Origin of the sequence: Kribbella amoyensis, assembly GCF_007828865.1 — a bacterium.
In the GTDB taxonomy this organism is placed as follows: domain Bacteria; phylum Actinomycetota; class Actinomycetes; order Propionibacteriales; family Kribbellaceae; genus Kribbella; species Kribbella amoyensis.
Map to the genome: position 1 here is coordinate 4,662,283 of NZ_VIVK01000001.1, position 17,202 is coordinate 4,679,484.

Annotated in this window: 10 protein-coding genes; 2 read left to right on the forward strand and 8 right to left on the reverse strand. The window is 71.1% G+C overall.

Annotated features, from left to right (window positions below; all coding sequences use genetic code 11):
* From FB561_RS21965 to FB561_RS22000, 8 genes are read right to left on the reverse strand one after another with little or no spacing between them, the layout of a single operon-like run.
* Positions 1 to 1,377, reverse strand: coding sequence for an RCC1 domain-containing protein (locus FB561_RS21965; protein ID WP_145809678.1), 1,377 nt, complete (start codon positions 1,375 to 1,377; stop codon positions 1 to 3).
* Complete coding sequence (locus FB561_RS21970) at positions 1,377 to 2,963, reverse strand: oligosaccharide flippase family protein (RefSeq protein WP_145809680.1); 1,587 nt, start codon at positions 2,961 to 2,963, stop codon at positions 1,377 to 1,379. Before FB561_RS21970 ends, FB561_RS21965 begins: the two co-directional genes overlap by 1 nt.
* A complete protein-coding gene (locus FB561_RS21975) occupies positions 2,963 to 4,705 on the reverse strand; it encodes a hypothetical protein (RefSeq protein WP_170284737.1) in 1,743 nt (580 codons plus the stop codon). The genes FB561_RS21970 and FB561_RS21975 overlap by 1 nt, the downstream gene beginning before the upstream one ends.
* Entirely contained in the window at positions 4,702 to 5,655 is a 954-nt protein-coding gene (locus FB561_RS21980; protein WP_145809684.1) for a glycosyltransferase family 2 protein, read from the reverse strand. Before FB561_RS21980 ends, FB561_RS21975 begins: the two co-directional genes overlap by 4 nt.
* Positions 5,655 to 6,974, reverse strand: a complete 1,320-nt coding sequence (locus FB561_RS21985) for a GumC domain-containing protein (RefSeq protein ID WP_145809686.1) — start codon at positions 6,972 to 6,974, stop codon at positions 5,655 to 5,657. Before FB561_RS21985 ends, FB561_RS21980 begins: the two co-directional genes overlap by 1 nt.
* Entirely contained in the window at positions 6,971 to 7,879 is a 909-nt protein-coding gene (locus tag FB561_RS21990) for a sulfotransferase family protein (RefSeq protein ID WP_145809688.1), read from the reverse strand. Before FB561_RS21990 ends, FB561_RS21985 begins: the two co-directional genes overlap by 4 nt.
* A complete protein-coding gene (locus tag FB561_RS21995) occupies positions 7,876 to 9,105 on the reverse strand; it encodes a hypothetical protein (protein ID WP_145809689.1) in 1,230 nt (409 codons plus the stop codon). Before FB561_RS21995 ends, FB561_RS21990 begins: the two co-directional genes overlap by 4 nt.
* Positions 9,102 to 10,433, reverse strand: coding sequence for a hypothetical protein (locus FB561_RS22000; RefSeq protein WP_145809692.1), 1,332 nt, complete (start codon positions 10,431 to 10,433; stop codon positions 9,102 to 9,104). The genes FB561_RS21995 and FB561_RS22000 overlap by 4 nt, the downstream gene beginning before the upstream one ends.
* A gap of 428 nt (positions 10,434 to 10,861) precedes the next feature.
* On the opposite strand from FB561_RS22000, the gene FB561_RS22005 reads away from it, so the two are divergent.
* Both FB561_RS22005 and FB561_RS39030 read left to right on the forward strand, forming a co-directional pair.
* Complete coding sequence (locus FB561_RS22005) at positions 10,862 to 14,218, forward strand: PKD domain-containing protein (RefSeq protein ID WP_145809693.1); 3,357 nt, start codon at positions 10,862 to 10,864, stop codon at positions 14,216 to 14,218.
* Positions 14,219 to 14,297: 79 nt separating this feature from the next.
* Complete coding sequence (locus FB561_RS39030; RefSeq protein WP_145809695.1) at positions 14,298 to 17,135, forward strand: PKD domain-containing protein; 2,838 nt, start codon at positions 14,298 to 14,300, stop codon at positions 17,133 to 17,135.
* The last annotated feature ends 67 nt before the right edge of the window (positions 17,136 to 17,202 follow it).

The window sequence follows — 17,202 nt, forward strand, 5'->3', positions numbered from 1 at the left end:
TCAGCGCAGCGCGATCAGGAGGTGACGCCGGCCGGCACCGACCGCGGTCACCCAGTTCGGCGGTGGGACGCCGTTCTCCACCGTGATCGGGCCGGGCTTGCGGCGGTCGGTGCGATCGCCGGTGGCGAGCTGGCCGCGTCCGTTCGCGCCCCAGGTCAGGATCGCGCCGTTCTGCATCACCGCGACGCTGTACCCCTCGCCCGCGATCACGTGGGACACGTCCTGCAGCTTGTCGTCCTTGCCCTGGCCGCGGACCGGGGTCGCGTACGAGCGGGACTTCATCGTGCCCTCGCCGAGCTGGCCGCCGGTGTTGCGGCCCCACGCGACCACGGTGCCGTCCTTGAGCAGCGCCAGTGTGTGCTTCTCCGCCGACGAGATCTCGGTCGCGCCGGACAACGGCTGCCCGGGCGAGACGAGCACTTCCTGCGGTTCGCTGCGATCGACGCGGCCGCCGTCGCCGAGCTGGTGCACCTCGTTGCGGCCCCACGCGACGACGCGACCGTCCCCGAGCAACGCGACCGAGTGCTGCCCGCCGATGGCGATCGCGCGGACGCCGGTCAACGGAGCCCGGTCCTTCCCGGTGATCGGCACCGGCAGCTTGGCCACCAGCGGCGCCGACGTCCCGAGCTGGCCGTAGGTGTTGTCGCCCCAGCCGAGGACGGTGCCCTGATCGGTGAGGGCGAGCTCGGTCCCACCGTCGACCGAGATGGCCCGGACCCCGGTGAGCGGCGCGGAGCCGGACGGGTTCAGCACGATGCTCGGCGTCAGCGGGTCGGAGCTGGTCTCCGCGTTGCCGCGCTGGCCGGAGTTCGCCCGGCCCCAGACGACCACGGTGCCGTCCTTGCGCAGGGCAACGGACGTGTTCGAGTCGGCGGCGATCTCGACCACCCCGGTCAACGTGCCGGGGCCGCCTTCGGGTGCGCGGACCAGGGTCGGGACCTCGGTCGGCGCCCGGGTCCCGATGCCGAGCTGGGCGTCCTCGTTCGCGCCCCAGGCGAGGACGCGGCCGTCGTGCAGGAGGGCGAGCGAGTGTTGTTCGCCGGCGGCCAGGTCGACGACGCCGACGAGGTTCGTCCCGTTCACGTCGACCACGGGGCCGAAGCCGGTCCGGATCCCGGTCGGCGCGGACCGGCCGAGCTGGCCCGCGTCGGAGAACCCGGTGGACAGCACCAGGCCGCCGGTGTTCACGGGCCCGGCCGCGGTCGGACCGGCGAGCGGCTGGGCCTCCGCGCACCCGGCCAGGGCGACCGCGGTCACCAGGCCCAGCGCGCCGAGGCAGGACCGCACGAAGGCGCGCGGCGAGGACGAGGTACGGAAGGTGGCCCGCGGGAGGTGGGGGAAACGCCCAGAGGTCCGCGAGGCGGTGCCGGAGGTCATCACGTCTTCTTCTCCAGGGCCGGCAGGACACCGGCCAGGTCGGGGTCACGACGGCGCCGGAGCATCGCGGTGAACGCCGTCAGCGCGAGCTGGTCGCGCAGCTTCCAGAGCGCGGCCAGGTACCCGGCGGCCCCCACCGCCAGGACGGCCACGAGCAGTCCGTCGGACGGATCCGCGACGAGCTCGAGGAACTGGGCCGGGACACCGAAGAACAGCAGCGCCAGCCCGCCGACGTACACCGACAGCCGGCTGAACGGCAGCCAGTGCAGGTTCGCCGACACCTGGATCATCCCGAGCACGTTGCGGACCACCACGGCCGCGGCCCAGGCGATCGCGGCGCCGACCATCCCGATCCGCGGGATCAGCAGCAGGTTCAGCGACAGATTGACGCCCAGGGCAACGAGTGCGTTGACCAGGCTGAGCCCGCTCCGGCCGGCCATCAGCAGGATCAGGTCGACCGGTCCGCCGGCCGCGGCGAGCAACGCGGCCACGGCCAGCACCACGACGACGTCCTCCCCGGTCCGGTACGCCGAGCCGCCGAACGCGTGCAGCAGGAACGGCGCCAGCGTCAGGCAGACCAGGAAGAACGGCCACGTCAGCGACATCGTCCACGCCGTGACGGTCTGGAAGACGCGCTTGGTGGCCTGCTGGTCCCCGGACGCGAGCAGCGCGCTGGTATGCGGTGCCGCGACCTGCTGGATCGCCTGGGTCCCGAGCTGGCCGATCACGAACAGCCGGGTGGCGACCGTGTACACCGCGGCCTCGGCGGGGGACCGGAGCGCGGCGACGAGCACGATGTCGGCGCGTTGCAGGATGCTCTGGCTGATCCGCGAGATCACCCGCGGCCAGGTGTACACGGCGTACTCCCGCCAGAGCGCCTTCTTGGCCGAACCCGGCCGGCCGAGTCCGCGCTGGGCCACCAGCCGGCGCTCGATCGCCAGGTACCAGCAGATCGCGACGACCGTACCGATCGCGTACGGCAACGCCCAGGCCAGGGTGAGTCCGCCGAGATCCGCGCCGGCCGCGACCGCGACCAGGATGCAGCCGACCTGCATCGCGGCCCGGCCGATCTTGTCCACCAGCACGGTCGGCCGGATCGTGGTCAGCCCGCGGGTCGCCGAGAGCATCGTGTTCATCACGGCGGTGAGCGGGATGCAGATCGACAGCACGACCACCGCGCTCGACCCGCCGCCGTTCGTCCCGACGATCGCGTCCGCGACCTGGCCGCGCAGCAGGATCAGCACCAGCGAGACCAGGGCGCCACCGCAGAACGACACTCCGGCGGCGATCCGGACCGTCGAGCGGGCGTCGGCCAGCCGGTCCTCGACCAGGAAGTGCGGCAGGAACTTGGACAGCGACACGTCCGACCCGAGCTCGGCGATCGCCGCCACGATCAGGAACACCGAGGTGAGCGCGAACAGACTGCCGGCCACGTCCGCCTCGGTGGACCGGGTGACCACCCAGGTGAGCAGCAGGGTCAGGATCGCCCCGCCCGCGGCGCCGACCAGGTTGGCGGAGCCGCTGCGGGCGATCTTCCCCAGGCTGGCCGGGTGCGAGCCGGCCGTCCCGGCGAGCGGTGCGGTCACTACATCGTTCTCCGTGATCCGGCGAAGTCGGTCTGGTCGGTCGCCTCGTCCCCGTCGTCCGGGAACCAGGGCTTGACCGGGTCGGCCCGGTCCGGCGCCGCCGCGTCGACCTTCGCGATCTCCTCGGTCCGGTCGTCGCCACTCGTCGCGACGACGCCGGTGGACTCGTCCTCCGCCGTGACGACCTCGCCGTCTACGGTGTCGGTTTCGGTGACGTTGTCAGAAGCAACGACCTTGGCAGGTTGCGACTTGCGGAACCACTGGCTCGGCGCCGGGGTGTCGACGACGACCCCGACCAGCTTGGCGCCGCCGCGGGTGACCGCCTCGGCCGCCCGCTGGAGGTCGGCCGCGGTGGTGTGCCGGAGGCTGACCAGGATCACCACGTCAGAACACAGGTCGGCGAGCGTCAGCGTCTCCGGGGCCGAGGCGATCGGTCCGGCGACGAGCAGCCACCGGGCGTCCGGCGTCAACGCGGCCAGGAACTCGCGCATCTGCGGCGAGGCGAGCTTGTCGACCGATCCGGCGTACCCGCTGCCGACCGGGACGAACCGCAGGTTCGGCTGGTACTCCTTCACCACCGAACCCGGCTCGGCACCGTTCAGCACCTCGGTCAGCCCGGCGACGTCGGTGAGCCGCGCGGCCTCGGTCAGGTCGCCCTCGGCGTCGACCAGGGTGACCGTCTGGTCCGCCCGGGCCAACGCGGCCGCCAGGGCCATCGGCGTACCGGTGTGGGAGGCCGTGGATCCGGCCGGGACGAGCAGGACGGCGTCACCGTCCGGGCTGCTCACCCCGAGGACGCTGCGCAGCAACCGTGCTCCCTCGGGGAGTTCAGCGGCCGCGTCGGTCAGCAGGACGTCGGTCCCGCCGCCGGCCGAGGTCCGGACGGTACTGAGCACCGGGTACCCGAGGGCCAACACATCGTCGACGGTCCGCAGCGTGCTGTCGTTCAGCGCGCGCCAGATCGCCAGCACCAGCCCGAGCAGCAGGCCGATCGCGGCTCCCGCGACCGGCATGATCCAGCTCGGCAGTCCGGCGGTCGAGGTCGGCGTGGTGGCCGGCGACAGGACCTGGCCCGGGTCGCCCTGGAACAGCCGCAGGTCGCTGATCTGCCCCTCCAGCTTGGACGCCTCGGCGGTCGCCGCCTGCACCCGCTGCTCGGCGAGCGCGCGGGCCGGTGACCCGGCGGCCGTCTTGCCGAGCGCCGCCACGTTGCGCTGCAGCGCGGACTGGTTGGCGGTGCGGGCCTTGGTCAGGTTGTTGATCTGCGCCTGCACCGACTCGGCCGCGCGCCGCTCGCGGGCGACCAGGTACGCGTTCGCGAACGCGTTCGCACCGTTGCGCGCGGCAACGGGTGTGCTGTCGGTGTAGGCCACCTCGAGCACCTGCGAGTTCGGCGGGGTGGTCACCGCGAGCTGTTCGACCAGCGCGGCCACCGACGCGTTGCTGCGCAGCGACGTCTTCGCGATCTGGGCCACCGCGTCGGAGCTGACCAGCTGCGCCTCGGTCCCGAGGTTGGCCAGGTTCTGGCCGCGGGTACCGGGGGCGTACGGGTTGCCGTCGGCGGGCTCGACCAGCACGGTCGCGGTCGCCGTGTACGAGGCCGGCTGCTGCCGAGCGCCGAGCAGGCCCAGCGCGGTCCCCACCGCCGCCAGCAGCACCACGATCGGCAGCCGGCGAACCAGGCCCGCCCAGTTGAACCTGCTCCCGGGCGCCGGCCCGGCCGTCTCGGTCATCGTGCTCATACTCCCCGCCCTCTCGCATTCGCCCATTGCAGAACTCTGTTCGCCGGGACGACCCCAGACGCGATCGCCAGCGCGAGGTATCCGCGCTTCTCCCCAGGTGCCAGCCGGAGCGCCCGCAACGCCCACCGCGACGAGTCCGTCCGTCGCCGCAGCGCCGCGTACGCCACCGCCTTCTGGCCGTAGATCCGGGCCAGCCCACGCGGGCTGTTCCGGATCACGGCGTGTTTGTCGACCATGTAGTCGAGTGCCTCGATGATCACCGCCCATCGGGTGGTGAAGAAGGAGCCCGGGTGCCAGAGCACCTCGACCAGCGGCTTGCTCACCACGGCCACCTTCTCGGCGGCCAGTGCGCGCAGCATCCAGTCGTAGTCCTCGGCGTACCCGCCGGGCAGGTCCTCGTCGACCCAGCCGATCCGGTCGAACGCGGCCCGGGTCACCACGACGGTGGACGGGTGCGCCTCCATCACCCGGCGGCGGGCCAGCTCGTCCACGGTCACGTCGGCCGGCGCCGGGATCCGGATGTGGGTCTGGTCGCCGATCGTGATCCGGATCCCGCAGACCGACAGGCCCGCGTCGGACAGGGTCAGCATGGTGACCTGGCTGCGCAGCTTGTCCGGCTGCCAGCTGTCGTCGTCGTCGCAGAACGCGAGCAGCTCACCGGCCGACGCGGTCACGCCGCTGTTGCGGGCGCCGGCCAGGCCGGGGTTGCGGGTGTTGGTGACGACCCGGACCGTCCGCTCGCCGGCCTGGCCGGTGAGCGGCAGGTCGGCGCCGAGCCCGGTCTCCGGTTCGCTCTGGTCGTAGACGACGACCAGCTCGATCGGCCCGGCGTAGTCCTGGACCGCGATCGAGGTGAGGGCCTTGCGCAACAGTTCGGGCCGGTTCCGGGTCGCGACGACGACACTGACCGGCGGCGACGCGGTGCTGTGCGGGGCAGGCGGTGTGGTCATCAGGTACTCCTTCTCAGCACAGCGGGCACGAACCGGCCGCCGGTGAAAGCGAACCGGGTCAGCAACACGACTCCGTGGATGGTGGCGCCCACCTCGGCACTGCGGTGCACGGCCTGGGCCAGTGCCCGTTGCCGGGTGCGCGGGGTGACGATCAGGACGACGTGGCCGGCCAGTGCCGCGAGCACCGAACCGGGCTCGCTGGTCACGCCGCCGCCGGTGACCAGGACGGTGCTCGCCTTCGCTCGTCCTTCGGTCGCGGGTCCGGGGGACGGCACGCTGTCGGTGGCGAGCACGGTGTGGTCGACGACGCGCGCTTCCCGGCCGTGCGACCGGAGCGCGGCCGACAGCTGGTCCGCCGCGGTGCGTTCGAGGTCGGTGGGCGGGTGGTCCGGCGGCGCGACCATCACGGTGCCGGAGCCGATCCCGAGGACGCCGGTGGTGATCGGGTCCCACGCCCGCGGACTCGGCCGGCCGATCCGGTACTGCGGGACGCTGACCACCGAGCCGCCCGGGACCAGGCGGGCCACGTCGGACGGGCTGCCGAGGCGGGACGACCGGAACGCCGCGATCAGCAGGCCGGCCAGTCCGCCGAGGACGAGGCCCGCGACCGGTGGTACCAACGGGTTGTCGCGGGTCGCGGTGGTGGTACCGCCGATCCGCAGCACCTGGCCCGGGTACGCGCTGGTGGTCCGGACCTGGCGGGACTCGGTCTGCCGGGCCGCGATCTGGGCCGCTATCGCCTGCCGGCTGGCCCGCATCTCGGCGATCTTGCCGGCACTGGCCTTGCCCCGCACGACGGTCTCGTCGAGCCGCGCGTTCAGGGTGGTGATCTGCTGGCCGATCACCTCGACCCGGTCGTCGCGGCGCGCCTCGAACTCGGCCCGCCGCAGCTGCAGGTACGTCGCGGTCATCGCCGCCGCGCCCTTCTCGGCGGCGACCCGGTTGGTGGACCGATAGGTGACCTTGAGGACCTTGGTGGTCGGGACCGCGGAGATGTGCGCGTGTGCCTGGATGTTCTGCTCGCCGGTGGCCTTGCGGGCCGCCGCCAGCACCGGTGCGGAGATCAGCCGCGACGACTCGGTGTCGATGGTGAACCACTTCGCGCCCTCCTCGCCCTTGCGGGCCAGGTAGAGCGGCGCGTCGGCGACCAACACGGCCGACGTGGACGAGTACACCTTCGGGGTGCGCGCCATCCAGGCGACGCCGACGATCGCGCCGGCCACGGCACAGACGACGACCGCTGCCAGCCCCCGGCGCATCGCGCGCAGGTAGGCGGACAGTTCGATGGCGTCGTCGCGCGCCGGCCGGCTGGTCCTCACAAGCGCCAACTCGGGGTCGTGCCGAGGATCGTGGTCAGCTCGGCGTCGGAGGACTCGAACCCGGCCAGCAGTTCCGTCCGCAGCCCGGCCGGCATCGGCTTGCTCGGCCGCGCGTTCGCCTGCTCGACCTTGGCCGGGTGGTGGACCGGCAGACCGAGCCACTCCTGCAACCGGGCGAACTGTTCGACCGGCTGGTCGAAGAACCGGTTCGCGTCGATCACGAACACCTGCTCCGGCGACAACGCCTGCTGGAACCGGACGATCTGCTCGGCGTACCGGCCGCGGCCGACGTACGCGTGGTGCCGGTGGTGGAAGCTCAGGTACGCCGGGTCCTCGCGCATCCGCTCGACCTCACCGGACAACCGGGCCGGCTCGAGCGCGAGCGCGGTCTCGAAGTCCTCGGTCTCGAACCCGCGGGCCCGCTCGTGCTTGTACGCCGAGAACGCCCGCTCGACCGGGTCCCGGACCAGGACGACGATCTTCACGCCGGGCAGGTGCGCCGCGATCCGTTCCGGGGCGAGCGGGTGGAACAGGTAGTACCCGCTGCTGTCGAACGTCATCGGCGCCCCGGTCCGCCGGGTCCGCGCCGCCGCCACGGCCGCCACCGGGAAGTGGCCCTGGTACCACGACCAGGGCCGGTCGTAGCCGATGTCGAAGTACCCGATGCCCTTGTGGAACAGGGGTCTGACGATCGCGGGGTGGTCGACCAGCAACCGGTACAGCGTGGTGGTGCCGCAGCGCTGGGCGCCGACGACGAGGAAGTCCGGCAACATCCGGACGCCCGAGGTGGCCCGGCCGACGGCGCGGGTGGCCTTGCGGATCGCCTCCTGGGTCCCGTCCGGGACGATGTCGCGGGTGGACCGCAGGACGGCGGTGCGCTTGGCGGTCAGGCCGGTACTGGTCATCGGGTGGCTCCCTTCGGCGCCGGGGCGGTGATCCGCCGGCTGTGCCGGGTCAGTGCGTCGAGCACGGTGCGGGTGGTCGGGCGCAGTACCTCGCCCTGCGGGCCCTGACTCCCGATCAGGTAGCGCGCGGCGAGTGAGGCGAGATAGAGGACCGCGGTCAGGTCCTGCAGGGTCGGCGAACAGTCCGGGTGATGGGTGTACGGACTCGCGAGCGCGGTGTCGACCACGCTGTCCGAGAAGCCGGCGGCCCGGGTGCTGGTGTGCAGCACGTAGTGGATCCGGTCCAGCCCGGCCGGTACGCCGGTCGCGAACCGCTCCCAGTCCCACAGCTGCAGGCGGCCGCGCCGGTGGCCGAGATTCCACGGTGCGAAGTCTCCGTGCCACGCCGTCATCCGGATCGCGGTGTCACCGTGCCCGGCCTCGATCCGCGCGAGCGCCTCCCGGTACGCCGTGCGCTGCCAGTCGTCCTCGATCCGCTTCGCCGTGCCGACCAGGTCGGCCCAGTACACCGTGCCGCCGAGTGCCTCGGATCCCTCGTCGAACTGGTCGTACAACTCGTCGAGCGGTGCGAGCGGTGGTTGCAGCAGCGGACCACCGGCCGGGCGGATCGCGGTGTCGAGGGCCGAGATCACCAACAGTTCAAGGCCTTCCCAGGTCCCCAGGTGCAGCAACTCCGGGAGTTCGAGCAGCCGCCAGTCGTGCTGACCTAGACGAGCCAGGTTCGCGCCTTCCTGCTGGACCAGGCCGGTGGTGAGTTCGGAGTCGCCGACCTTGACGTAGGCGATGCAGCGGCCGCGTCGGTCGAACACCTGCAGGATCGGCTTCTGGTTGGCGCGGAGCGAGCCGACGCCCAGCCCGACCACGACCTCGGTCCCGAGCACCGTGGACAGGTGCTGCTCGATCGTGTCGCCCGGAATGCCGACCGGTGTCATCCGGATCCGGTCGGCGAGCAACCGCTCCGCCCCGACCCGCAGGCCGACCGAACCGGCCAGCCGGATCACCCGCTCCTTGGTGGACAGGGCGCGGCTGAACCGGCGCAGTCCGCTCGCGGCCGCGGCCGGATGTCCCGCCGGTACGAGCAGCCGGGGCGACGCGCTCGACGGGACGAAGATCAGTTCCCGATCGGCGGACCGGCGGCCGTGGACCAGGTCGACCGCGTGCCCGGGCCAGAGCCGGGAAACCGTGCTCAGCAAGCGATCCACGGTGGCATCGGCAGCGGAGGTCATCGGGCCGCCACCCCCAGCTGCGCCTCGCGATCCGTCCGCCACATCAGCCCGAGCGCGATCATCAGCGTGAACAGGGGAGACCCCAGCGTGTCGTAGACCATGATCTCGATCAGGAAGAACAGCAGCACCGCGAGCCCGATGATGGTGACCGGTTCGCGGCTGCGGACGTGTCGGGCGAACCGGACCAGGAAGAAGGCCAGGAACAAGAAGGTCCCGAGCAGGCCCTGCGCGAACACGACCAGCCACAGGTGTCCCTGGGTCCCGAACGGCGGCACCGCGCACGCCGGGCAGCCCAGCGTCGCGCCACCGGCGATCGACCCGAAGCTGCCCTCCACGTCCCGGGTGTTGCCGAAACCGATCAGCGGTGAGCCCTTGACCGTCGACTCGACCGTCTTGAACGCGAGCTCGCCGCGCCGGTCGTTGCTGTGCTGGTGGGCGAACCGTTCGCTGATCATGCCGGGCAACGGCGAGATCAGGATCGCCACCACCGCGATCGCGGCGACCGGGGCGAGCCAGACGACGGCGTTGAAGCCGCGCAACCGGATCACCTGCACCACGGCGTACAGCGCGCCGACGACCAGGACGCCCCACAGGCCGCGATTGAGCGAGTACACGACCGGGACCGCGGCGACCGCGAGCACCGGCCAGCCGGCGATCCGGCGCCAGCCCGCGTCCTTGCTGAACCAGGAGTACAGGAAGAACGGCAGGAAGAAGGAGAGGTTCGCGCCCCAGGAGTTCGCGTACGCGAAGGGCGCCCGGGGGCGTGGCTGGGCGAACCCGAGCACGTTCTGGATGTCGGCGGTCGCCGGGTGGATCAGCGCGTGCAGGAACCGGTTGTTCGCCACGGACTTCGGCAGCACCAGTTCGAGCAACGAGCTGAACTCGAGGTGCGGCATCAGCACCCCGAGCAGGCCGCCGAACGCGGTCACCACGAACATGTACGCGAGCAGCCGCACCACCTTGCCGGTCGGCAGGTCCTTGGAGCTGGTGTTGCCGACGTACAAGAGGACGACGGTGACCGCGAGGTACCAGCAGAGCCGGTAGCAGAAGGTCAGCAGCGAACCGCCGAGCGGGCCGGTGGTACTGAACGGTGCGTCGGTGGTGAGCATCGTGCCGCTGACCAGAACGACCACCAGGAAGCCGATCCACCAGCCGAAGCCGCGCGGTGCGAGGACGGTCCGGCGGCTGATCAGCGACCAGGCCATCGGGATCGCGGCGAGGAAGAAGGCGAAGTCGGCGATGCCGAGCACCCACCACAACGGGAAGCCGAGGAAGAGCGCGGACAGCGGCCAGCTCGCGGACCAGCGACGACGCCGGCGCGGCGCCACGGCCGCGCTGACAGCGTCAGTGGACGCGACAATGTTGTGTGACGACAACTGGATTCCCCCACCCGTTGCTCCCGAGCACGCGCTGAGCCCCCCGGCCCGCGTGCTCTCCCCAGACGAGGATAGGTGAAGGGATACGGATCGCCAATGATCGGTGACGATTTCTGCACCTGTCCGTGACGACCGGGTGGACTTCCCCTCGGGAGCGGGGCCGAAACCGTCACTTTCGGTGATCTGGGCGTGGCCTGAAGTTCTTTGTAACGCGATTTGCTTCCAGGGGCCCGGTTTATGCCTTGCAGGGACTGCCGGGCCGTGCTCCGAGGGTGTTTACTGTCCGTCCAAGGGGACCTGGAGGGCTGGGGGGCTGCGCCAGGCATCGGGTGTGTCCGTTCGGCGGGTCGCGAGGCCGTCCGGGTGGGGGGAGTACGACTGTGCGCAAGACGCTTTTGTGTGGGCTCACGGCGCTGGTGACGGCGCTGGCGGGCTGGCTGGTCCTGGTGGGACCGCCGGCGGACGCCGTCCAGGTCAGCCAGGACCGGGTGGTCAGCGACGATCCGGCGAACTGGACGCCGAACGTGCTGGACGGGTCGGTGAAGTCGATCCAGCAGTTCGGCAACCGGATCCTGATCGGCGGCGTGTTCAGCCAGATCCAGTCCCGCGACGGCACCACCACCTACACCCGGAACAACCTGGCCGCGTTCAACGCGACCACCGGTGAGATCGACGCGACGTTCGCGCCGAACCCGGACGGCGAGGTGACCACGATCATCCCGTCCGGCGACGGCACCACCGCGTACGTGGCCGGATACTTCAACAACATCAGCGGGGGCGGGTCCGCCAGCCTGGCGAAGATCAACGTGACCACCGGTGCCCGCGTGTCCGGCTTCAAGCCGCCCAAGCTGGACGGCCGGATCAGGGATCTGCGGCTGTCGAACGGCAGGCTGTGGATCGCCGGTCTGTTCAGCACGGTGGCCGGGAACGCCCGGCCGGCGCTGGCCACGGTGAACCCGACGACGGGCGCGTACGACCCGTACATGTCGCTGCCGATCGCCGGGCTGCACAACGGCGGTGTCACCACCGTGATGAAGATCGACATCACCCCGGACGGCAGCGAACTGGTGGCCATCGGCAACTTCGACACCGTCGGCGGGACCAAGCACCACCAGATCTTCATGCTGAACCTGACCGGCGCGTCGGCGGCGGTGGAGAACTGGCAGACGAACTTCTACAACACCGCCTGCTCGAGTTCCTTCGACACCTACATGCGCGACCTGGACTTCTCCCCGGACGGCTCGTACTTCGTCGTCTCGACGACCGGCGCGTACGGCGGGTCGATGGCCGCCTGCGACTCGACGGCCCGGTGGAACACCAGTGCCCGCGGTTCCGGACTGACGGCGCGGTGGATCAACAACACCGGCGGCGACACCACGTACGCGGTCGCCATCACCGGCACGGTGGTCTACACCGGTGGTCACGCCCGCTGGCAGAACAACCCGTTCGCCGGGGACACGCCCGGCCAGGGCGCGGTGTCGCGGCCGGGGATCGCGGCGCTCGACCCGGTCAACGGGCTGCCGCTGTCGTGGAACCCGACCAGGGACCGTGGCGTCGGCGTGTTCGACCTGCTGGCCACGCCCAACGGGTTGTGGGTCGGCTCGGACACCGACCGGATCGGCAACTCCGAGTACCACGCCCGGATCGCGTTCTTCCCGCTGACCGGCGGGACCACGATCGCGCCGAACGCCACCCCGACGCTGCCGAACGACATCTACGTCGCGGGCCGGCGGACCGGCACGATCATCGTCAACTGGGACAACACGCTGAACAAGTCCTTCCACAACGGGACGAGTCCGTCGCCGCTGTCCTCGGTCCCGAACGGCGGGGTGAGCTGGGGGACGAACCGCGGCGCGTTCATGCTCAACGGGCAGCTGTACGCGGGCTGGTCCAACGGAACCTTCGACCGGCGCAGCTTCGACGGGGCGACGCTGGGCGCCGCGACGCCGGTGAACACCGCCGACCAGTTGACGAACATGACCACCTGGCACAACAACGAGGTGCCGAACATCACCGGCATGTTCTACGACTCCGGCCGGATCTACTTCACCCGCTCGGGCAGCAACTCGCTCTTCTACCGGTACTTCACGCCGGAGAGCGACGTGGTCGGCGCGAACGTCTTCACCGCCACCGGAAACCTGACCGGGATCAACTTCTCCCAGATGAACGGGATGTTCCTGGCCGGCTCGACGCTGTACTGGGCCCAGTCGACCGACGGTACGCTGCGCCGGGCGACCTGGAACCCGGCGACCGGCCTCCCGGTCGCCGGCACCGCGCAGACACTGACGACCGGCATCGACTGGCGGGCGCGCACCCTGTTCCTCTACCAGGACGGCGGCGGCCAGGGCACGAACCAGCTGCCGACCGCCCAGGCCGGAGTTACCTGTACCGACCTGAGCTGCGCGTACTCGTCGACGGGTTCGAGTGACCCGGACGGCACGATCGCCTCGTACGCGTGGAACTTCGGCGACGGCGCCACCAGCACCGACGCGAACCCGACGCACCGGTACGCGGCCGCCGGGACGTACTCGGTCGCGCTGACCGTCACCGACAACCGGGGCGGTACGAACACCAAGACCCAGAACGTCACCGTGACCCACGTGAACCAGCTGCCGACAGCCGGCTTCGGCCAGTCCTGCGACAGCCTCACCTGCGCGTTCGACGGATCCGGGTCCACCGACACCGACGGCACGATCGCCACGTACGCGTGGAACTTCGGCGACAGCACGACGGGCAGCGGGGCGACCCCGTCGCACACGTACCCGGCGAGCGGGACGTACACCGTCAGCCTGACCGTCACCGACAACGAGGGCGGGACCAACACCACCTCGCACCAGGTCACGGTGAGTCGGGTGAACCAGGCGCCGACGGCGAGCTTCACCGCGAGCTGCACGGACCTGGCCTGCTCGGTCGACGCGGGCGCCTCGGCCGATCCGGACGGCACCCTCACCGGGTACGCCTGGGACTTCGGTGACGGCAACAATGGGACCGGGGCCACGGCATCGCACACGTACGCGGCGGCGGGGACGTACACGATCGGGCTGACCGTGACGGACAACGACGGCGTGACCGCTTCGACGACGCGCTCGGTGTCCGTGGTCGACCCGGCCAGGGCGATCGACTTCGTCGGCGCGAACCGGGTGAACGCGAACGCCACGACGTTCCCGGTCCAGGTCCCGGCCGGGGTCACCGCCGGTGACGCGCTGCTGCTGTTCTTCGCCGACAACGACCCGGCCCCGGCGATCACCGGGCCGGCCGGCTGGACGCTCGTCGATACGGTTGCCTCCAGCAACCAGGCGGGCCGGCTCTGGCGGAAGACGGCGACCGCGACCGACGCCGGGACCACCGTGCAGGTGACCACCTCGGCACTCACCAAGGCGGACGCCTCACTGCTCGCGTACCGCGGGACGGCGGCGAACCCGATCGCGAATTCCGCCACGGCGAGCGAGACGGTGACGCAGGCCGCGCACACCACGCCGACGCTGACCACGTCGACCGTGGGCGGCCGGCTGGTCAGCTACTGGGCCGAGAAGTCCTCGGCGACGACGACGATGACGGCACCGGCCGGGACCACCGTCCGGGCGAACAGCACCGGCAGCGGGTCGGGCCGGACCACGGCACTCGCCGTGGACAGCAACGCCCCCGTGGTCCCGGGGACGGTCGGCGGTCTCACCGCGACGGCCGACTCGGCCAGCGCGCGGGCGCTGATGTTCACCGTCGTGCTGGCGCCGAACTGAGAGACAGGAAGGGTCCGCGGTCACGACGGTGACCGCGGACCACCGGGGGAAGGAACGAGACTGGGGATGAGGGGTGGAAGTGGCAGGTAGACGTCTGAGTTCTGTCGTGCTGGCGATCGCGACCGCGATCGCCGTCTGGCTGGTACCCGTTCAGGCCACACAGGCCGTCCAGGTGCCACAGGACCGGGTCGTCAGCGACGATCCGGCCAACTTCACGCCGAACGTGCTCGACGGCTCGGTCAAGTCGATCGTGCAGGTCGGGAACACGATCCTGATCGGCGGTGTGTTCACCCAGATCCAAGCGGCCTCCGGCGGCCCGATCCTGGCCCGCCGGAACCTCGCCGCGTTCGACGCCACCACCGGCGCGATCAGTACCAGCTTCGCGCCGAATCCGGACGGCGAGGTGACCACGATCATCCCGTCCGGTGACGGGTCGACGGTCTACATCGGCGGCTCGTTCAACAATGTCAGCGGCGCGGCCTCGGTGAGCACGGCCCGGATCAACGCCACCACCGGCGCCCGGGTGACGACCTTCGTGCCGCCGGCGCTGACCGGCCGGATCAAGGACATGCGGCTGGTCGGCAACCGGCTCTGGCTGGCCGGCACCTTCACGCACGTGCAGGGCCGGGCGCAGGCCGCGCTCGCCACCGTGAACGCGACCACCGGCGCGTACGACCCGTACATGAGCCTGGTCATCGCCGGCGTGCACAACGGCGGCAACACCACCGTGATCAAGATGGACGTCAGCCCGAACGGCAACCAGCTGGTGGCCATCGGCAACTTCGACACCATCTCCGGGTCGCAGCACCACCAGGCGTTCATGCTGAACCTGAGCGGCGCGTCCGCGGCGGTGGAGAACTGGCAGACCAACTTCTACAACACCGCCTGCTCACGCTCGTTCCAGACCTACATGCGCGACCTGGACTTCTCGCCGGACGGCTCGTACTTCGTCATCTCCACCACCGGCGCGTACGGCGGGGCGGGGACGGCGTGCGACTCGACCGCCCGCTGGAACTCCAACGCACGCGGCAGCGGCCTGACGTACTACTGGCTGAACAACACCGGCGGCGACACCACGTACGCCGTCGCGGCCACCGGGACCGCGGTCTACGTCGGCGGGCACCAGCGCTGGCAGAACAACCCGTTCGCCGGTGACCGGGCCGGTCAGGGCGCCGTGTCCCGGCCGGGCATCGCCGCCCTCGATCCGGCCAACGGCCTGCCGTTCTCGTGGAACCCGACCAGGGAACGCGGGGTCGGCGTGTTCGACCTGCTCGCCACCTCGACCGGGTTGTGGGTCGGTTCGGACACCGAGCACCTCGGGCAGAACTTCGAGTACCACCCGCGGATCGCGTTCTTCCCGCTCTCCGGGGGCACGCTGATCCAGCCCAACGTGACACCGACGTTGCCGGGCACGATCTACCAGGCCGGTCCGCGGAACCCGCAGGCCGACACGGTCACCCGGACGACGTACGACGGGACCACGTTCGGGACGCCGGCCTCGGCCGGGAACGGCGGGATCACCTGGGGTTCGACGAACCGCGGTGCGTTCATGCTCAACGGGTCGCTGTACGCCGGCTGGTCGGACGGGACGTTCAACCGGCGCACCTACAACGGCACCACGTTCGGGACGCCGACGGCGATCAACACCGGGGACCTGCTCGTGAACATGACCACCTGGCACAGTGAGGTGGCCCAGATCTCCGGCATGTTCTTCGACAGCGGCCGGATCTACTACACGCTCGCGGGGCAGTCGAGCCTGTTCTACCGGTACTTCACGCCGCAGAGCGGGGTCGTCGGCGCGCTCCGGTACACCGCGACCGGCAACGTCGCGGGGATCAACTGGTCCCAGGTCCAGGGCATGTTCGTCACTCCGACCGCGATCTACTGGGCGAGCTCGGTGGACGGCGATCTGCGCCGGGCCGGCTGGTCCCAGGCGACGGGGGTACCGACCGGGTCGTCGACCGTGGTCTCGACCGGAGAATGGAGGTCCCGGGCACTCTTCCTGTTTCTAGGTGTCCAGGCGCCTCCGAACCAGAACCCGGTGGCCCAGGTCGGGATCAGCTGCAGCGGACTGAGCTGCACGTACTCCTCGGCCGGCTCGTCGGACCCGGACGGCTCCATCGCGTCGTACGCGTGGACCTTCGGTGACGGCGGGACGTCGACCGCGGCGAACCCGACGCACACCTACACCACGGCCGGGACGTACTCGGTCTCGCTCACCGTCACCGACAACTCCGGTGGGACCGGACAGCGGACCCAGTCCGTCAGCGTCGCACCGGTGGGCGCGAGCCCGATCACGTTCGTCGGGGCGAACAGCGTGAACACGAACGCCACGCAGTTCAACGTCACCGTGCCACCAGGGACTCCGGCCGGCGCGTTGCTGCTGCTGACCTTCACCGACAACGACCCGGCGCCGACGGTGACGGGTCCGGCCGGCTGGACCCAGGTGCATACGGCGAGCTCGACCAACCAGCAGGGCCGGGTGTGGCGCAAGACGGCCACCGCGGCCGACGCGGGCAGCGTCGTCGGCGTGACGACGTCCGCACTCACCAAGGGCAGTGCGACCGTCCTCGCGTACTCCGGCGTCTCCGGGACCACACCGGTCGCGGCGTCGGCGGCGGGGAGCGAGACGGTCGCGCAGAACGCCCACACGACGCCGACGGTGGCCTCCTCGGTCAGCGGCGCGCGCCTGATCAGTTACTGGGGCGAGAAGTCGTCCGCCACGACGACCCTCACCCCGCCGGCCGGTCTGACGGTGCGTGCCGCCACGACCGGTAGCGGGTCGGGCCGGATCACCACCTTGGTGGGGGACAGCGGCCCGTTCAGCCCCGGCACGCTCGGCGGCCTGACCGCGGTCGCGGACTCCGCGTCGGCGCGGGCCTTGATGTTCAGCGTCGTGGTGGCACCGGCGCCGTAGTACAGCGGGACAACCGGTGGACCGGAGCTCTTCCCGCGGAGCGCGTTCCGGTCCACCACACCGAGGG

Coding starts and splice junctions, on each gene's coding strand:
- FB561_RS21965 (WP_145809678.1), bottom strand. CDS start 1,377: ATGACCTCCGGCACCGCCTCGCGGACCTCTGGGCGTTTCCCCCACCTC.
- FB561_RS21975 (WP_170284737.1), bottom strand. CDS start 4,705: ATGAGCACGATGACCGAGACGGCCGGGCCGGCGCCCGGGAGCAGGTTC.
- FB561_RS21980 (WP_145809684.1), bottom strand. CDS start 5,655: ATGACCACACCGCCTGCCCCGCACAGCACCGCGTCGCCGCCGGTCAGT.
- FB561_RS21990 (WP_145809688.1), bottom strand. CDS start 7,879: ATGACCAGTACCGGCCTGACCGCCAAGCGCACCGCCGTCCTGCGGTCC.
- FB561_RS21995 (WP_145809689.1), bottom strand. CDS start 9,105: ATGACCTCCGCTGCCGATGCCACCGTGGATCGCTTGCTGAGCACGGTT.